The sequence below is a fragment of the Halarchaeum acidiphilum MH1-52-1 genome, from assembly GCF_000474235.1.
GTDB lineage: Archaea > Halobacteriota > Halobacteria > Halobacteriales > Halobacteriaceae > Halarchaeum > Halarchaeum acidiphilum.
This window is the reverse complement of sequence record NZ_BATA01000114.1, coordinates 1-3816: the sequence shown is the minus strand read 5'-3', so window position 1 is coordinate 3816 and position 3816 is coordinate 1. Positions and strand designations below refer to the sequence as shown.

The 3816-nt window shown below is 65.1% G+C and carries 4 protein-coding genes and 2 tRNA genes; 3 read left to right on the top strand and 3 right to left on the bottom strand.

What is annotated here, in order from left to right; all coding sequences use genetic code 11:
* Positions 1 to 120 precede the first annotated feature (120 nt).
* Together AOZ13_RS13115 and AOZ13_RS13110 are read right to left on the bottom strand one after the other, a co-directional pair.
* Positions 121 to 193: transfer RNA gene (locus AOZ13_RS13115), tRNA-Arg, on the bottom strand.
* 57 nt (positions 194 to 250) lie between these two features.
* Complete coding sequence (locus AOZ13_RS13110) at positions 251 to 550, bottom strand: Sec-independent protein translocase subunit TatA/TatB (RefSeq protein ID WP_020221182.1); 300 nt, start codon at positions 548 to 550, stop codon at positions 251 to 253.
* A 94-nt stretch (positions 551 to 644) separates the two neighbouring features.
* On the opposite strand from AOZ13_RS13110, the gene AOZ13_RS13105 reads away from it, so the two are divergent.
* The 3 genes from AOZ13_RS13105 to AOZ13_RS13095 all read left to right on the top strand — a co-directional run bounded on the left by AOZ13_RS13105 (position 645) and on the right by AOZ13_RS13095 (position 3373).
* A complete protein-coding gene (locus tag AOZ13_RS13105; RefSeq protein WP_020221183.1) occupies positions 645 to 1121 on the top strand; it encodes a redoxin domain-containing protein in 477 nt (158 codons plus the stop codon).
* A gap of 51 nt (positions 1122 to 1172) precedes the next feature.
* Positions 1173 to 2009 (top strand): HD domain-containing protein, encoded by an 837-nt coding sequence (locus tag AOZ13_RS13100; protein WP_020221184.1) that lies wholly within the window; start codon positions 1173 to 1175, stop codon positions 2007 to 2009.
* Between the two features lie 71 nt (positions 2010 to 2080).
* Positions 2081 to 3373, top strand: coding sequence for an MFS transporter (locus AOZ13_RS13095; RefSeq protein ID WP_020221185.1), 1293 nt, complete (start codon positions 2081 to 2083; stop codon positions 3371 to 3373).
* Between the two features lie 212 nt (positions 3374 to 3585).
* On the opposite strand, the gene AOZ13_RS13090 is transcribed toward AOZ13_RS13095, so the two are convergent.
* Positions 3586 to 3648: transfer RNA gene (locus AOZ13_RS13090), tRNA-OTHER, on the bottom strand.
* Positions 3649 to 3816 lie beyond the last annotated feature (168 nt).

Below are 3816 nucleotides of genomic sequence, written 5' to 3'. Positions count from 1 at the left end.
TGAAAACGGGCGTGACGGGATTCGAACCAGAGCAAGACGGTCGTCCTCACTTCGTTCGGACGCTGCGACTTGCAGGGCCGCGAATCCCGTCCTGCCGGTTCGCTCCCTACGGTCGCTGCACGGGCGTGACGGGATTCGAACCCGCGATCTAGCGGTTAGGAACCGCTCGCCGTATCCGCTTGGCCACACGCCCCGTAGCGGTGGCTACGCGATCGAGAATGAAAAACGGTTGCTCTTCGTGTCGGCGGCGTCAGTTGCTATTCTTCGAGGTCGCGGTCTCGACGTCGGAGTCGACGGTGTCAGCGTCCACGGTATCGGAGTCGACGTCCGTCTCGACGTCGGTATCAGTGCTACCGCCGTTTCGAACGTCTTCGAGTTCGTCCTCGATCTCCTCGCGGCCGCGTTGGAATTCGCCCATCGCCTGCCCCGTCGAGCGCGCGAGCTTGGGGATCTTGTTCGCGCCGAAGAGCAGTACCGCGATGAGCAGGACGAGCGCCAACTCCATCCCGCCGGGGAAGCCGCCCAGGAACAGTGGGGTACTGGTGACCATCTCTACCATTCCGTAGCAAACTGCCAGTTATAGGCTTTTTGCTCGTTTCACCGGGAGCGCAACCATCATACGACAGGCGCTCGAAACGGCGCGTATGGTTGACGTTGGTGACGACGCTCCCGACTTCACGGCACCGCTCGCGGACGGCGACGTAGACTCGTTCACTCTCTCCGAAGAGGTGGGTGACGAGCCGATCGTCCTCGCGTTCTACCCCGGCGCGTTCACGGGCGTCTGCACGGACGAGATGTGCACGTTCCGCGACAACATCGGCGCCTTCGAGGACGTCGGCGCGACCGTCTACGGCGTCAGCGTCGACACGCCGTTCGCGAACAACGAGTTCCGCGACCAGAACGACCTCTCCTTCGGTCTCGTGAGCGACGCGGACGGCGCGGCCATCGAGGCCTTCGACGTCGTCGACGACGACTTCGCCGGTCTCGGCTACGCGGCCGCGAAGCGCTCCGTCTTCGTCGTGGACGCGGACGGCGAGGTCACCTACACGTGGGTGACCGACGATCCCGGTGTCGAGCCGGACTACGACGAGGTCGAGGAAGCCGCCGTGGACGCAGCGTAACGCCCGCCGAACCCCACCGTCTTTTTAGCGCGTGCGCTCCCATTCCGGAACGTGAGCGACAGCGAGACCCACGACGCCGACGCCAACGGCGAAGACCGCGGTCTCCGGGAGTACGATCCGGAGGCCGACCACGCGTTCCCGGACGAGCCGCTGAACGACGTCCTCGCGTTCCTGCGGAACGACCCCGAGGTCGTCGCCCTGCTCGAAGCGCAGAACGTGAACCCCGTCACGCGGAAGGGGTACAACGACCACGGGACGAAGCACATCGAGATCGTCCGCAATCGCGCGCTGCGCCTCTACGACCTCCTGAAGCGCGGTGACGTCGCGTTCAACGGCGCGGCCGATCAGGGCTTGGCGGAATCGGATGAGTCGGTGATCGTCGCGCTCGCGGCGACGCTCCACGACATCGGCCACGTCGTCCACCGCGACGACCACGCCTACTGGTCGATCCCGCTCGCGGCGGACGTCCTCGATCGGATCCTCCCCGAGTTCTACGACACGGTGGACGCCGTCCGCGTGAAGGCCGAAGTGCTCCACGCCATCCTCTGTCACCACACGGAGGAACAGCCCCTGACGCACGAGGCCGGCGTCATCCGCGTCGCGGACGGTCTCGACATGGAGAGCGGGCGCTCGCGCATCCCCTACGAGCGGGGCGGGCGCGGCATCAACACGATCTCCAGTCAGGCCATCGAATCGGTCACGCTCCGCGCGGGCGACGACGTCCCGGTCCTCGTCGAGATCCGGATGCGAAACGCCGCGGGCGTCTATCAGGTGGACAACCTCCTGAAGGAGAAGCTCCACGAGTCGCTGCTCGAATCCGACATCCGCATCGTCGCGGTGAACGTCGGCAGCGAGGAGGACCAGCTCGTCGAGCGGATCGAACTGTGAGCGATCGGGCACGCCGTCGAGGCATGTGCCGGATCGTTTATTACCGTTAGTGCGGTAGTCCCGAATCCCACGTGTCCATCTCCGACGGCCGGCTCGGCGTCTTCGCCGATCGCGAGTTCATCGCTCTCTCCGGGACGGCGTTCGCCCGCGCGCAGGCCTATTCGACGATCCTCATCGCCATCGCGCTGTTCGCGGACGCCTTCGGCACCACCGGGTTCGTCGAGGGACTCTTCGGTACGGCGTTCGCCGCCGTCCAGCTCGTCATCGTCCTCCCGCTCGGGCGCTTCGTGGACACCCGGAACGCGAAGCACATCCTCCTCGTCGGTCTCCTCCTGAACGTCGCGACGTTCGTCGGCTTCATCTTCGTCACGAACGCCGTCGACGTCATCCTCGTCCGAATGCTGCAGGGCCTCGGCTCCAGCATCCTCTGGATCACGGGATCGAGCGTCGTCGGCGAGATCAGCCCCGAGGGCGAGCGCGGGCGCTGGCTCGGCTCGTACAATCAGGTCGGCGCGTTCTCCAGCTTCGCCGGCGACTTCGTCGGCGGGGCGCTCCTCTACACCTTCGATACGTCGGTCACCTTCCTCCTCCTCTCCGGCGTCACCCTCGTTTCCTTCGTCCTCGTGTTCATCTACCTCCGCGACGACCCCGGCGGAACGACCGACCCCGCGGAGGCGGACAGCATCGGCACCTTCCGCGACCTCCTCGCGCGCCCGATGGTCAACTCCCTCGTCACCTTCCGCTTCGCCTTCAGCGTCGGGAAGATGGCGGTCATCCTCTTCTTGCCCATCTACGCTCGCACGGAGTTCGGCGTCTCCGCGTTCGCCATCGGGCTTCTACTCGCCGGCGGGAAGCTCATCAAGGCCGTCCTTCAGGGGTGGATGGGCGACCTCACCGATCGGCTCGGCAACGAGCAGTACTTCATCCTCTGCGGCGCGCTCGCGTACGCGCTCGGCACCGCCCTCATCCCGCTCGCCGGTCCCGCGAAGGCGATGGTTCCCGCGTTCGACGTCGGGGCGTTCGGTCACACCGTCGGTCTCGACGGCGCGCTCCTCACGCTGTTCGTCGCGTACGGGATCATCGGCGTCGCGGACAGCATCCGCCTGCCCGCGAGCATGGCGCTGTTCGTCGAGGAGGGCGAGCGCTTCGACTCCGTCGCCTCCGCGATGAGCCTGCGCTCCATCTCGTGGAAGGTCGGGCAGGTCGTCGGTCCCGTCGTCGTCGGCGTGATCAAGGACGGCTACGGCATGGCCATCGCCTTCTGGACCGCCGCCGCGTTCATCGTCGTCGCCACCGGCGCCTTCCTCGCCATGTACCGCTACGGCCACCGCGTCACGGGCGCAGAACCGACCGGTGCGGACTAGACTAGCGCAGGCGACGCGTCCGACGCGGAATTTGAACAGCGCCAGACCCACACCGCTCGCCTGACTGGCTCAACGCCCGCTGATGGTTTTCGCCTCACTTCGTTCGGCAGAAAACGCACCGACCGAGAGTTGAACCGCAGTCGCTCCGCTTCGCTCCACTCCTTGATTCAGAATTCGGGAGCATCCGCTCATCACCTTCGTTCCTCGCAGAATGCACCGACCGGGATTTGAACCCGGGCCATGAGCTTGGAAGGCTCAGGTCGCGCCTCCGGCGCTCAAAACACCACTATCGGATGATGGTGCCGGTATCTCGCTCTTTCTGACTCTATTTGGTCTTTACACTAACGATATGCTTTAAACTTTCGGGTGGGGACAACCACGCCATTTCATGCATAAGTGGTCATTACACTAATCCCACCATCCCACTCCCACCACTGTGTTTT

Excerpts from the sequence above, each read along its gene's own strand:
- AOZ13_RS13110 (WP_020221182.1), bottom strand. The coding sequence starts at position 550 with ATGGTCACCAGTACCCCACTGTTCCTGGGCGGCTTCCCCGGCGGGATG.
- AOZ13_RS13105 (WP_020221183.1), top strand. The coding sequence starts at position 645 with ATGGTTGACGTTGGTGACGACGCTCCCGACTTCACGGCACCGCTCGCG.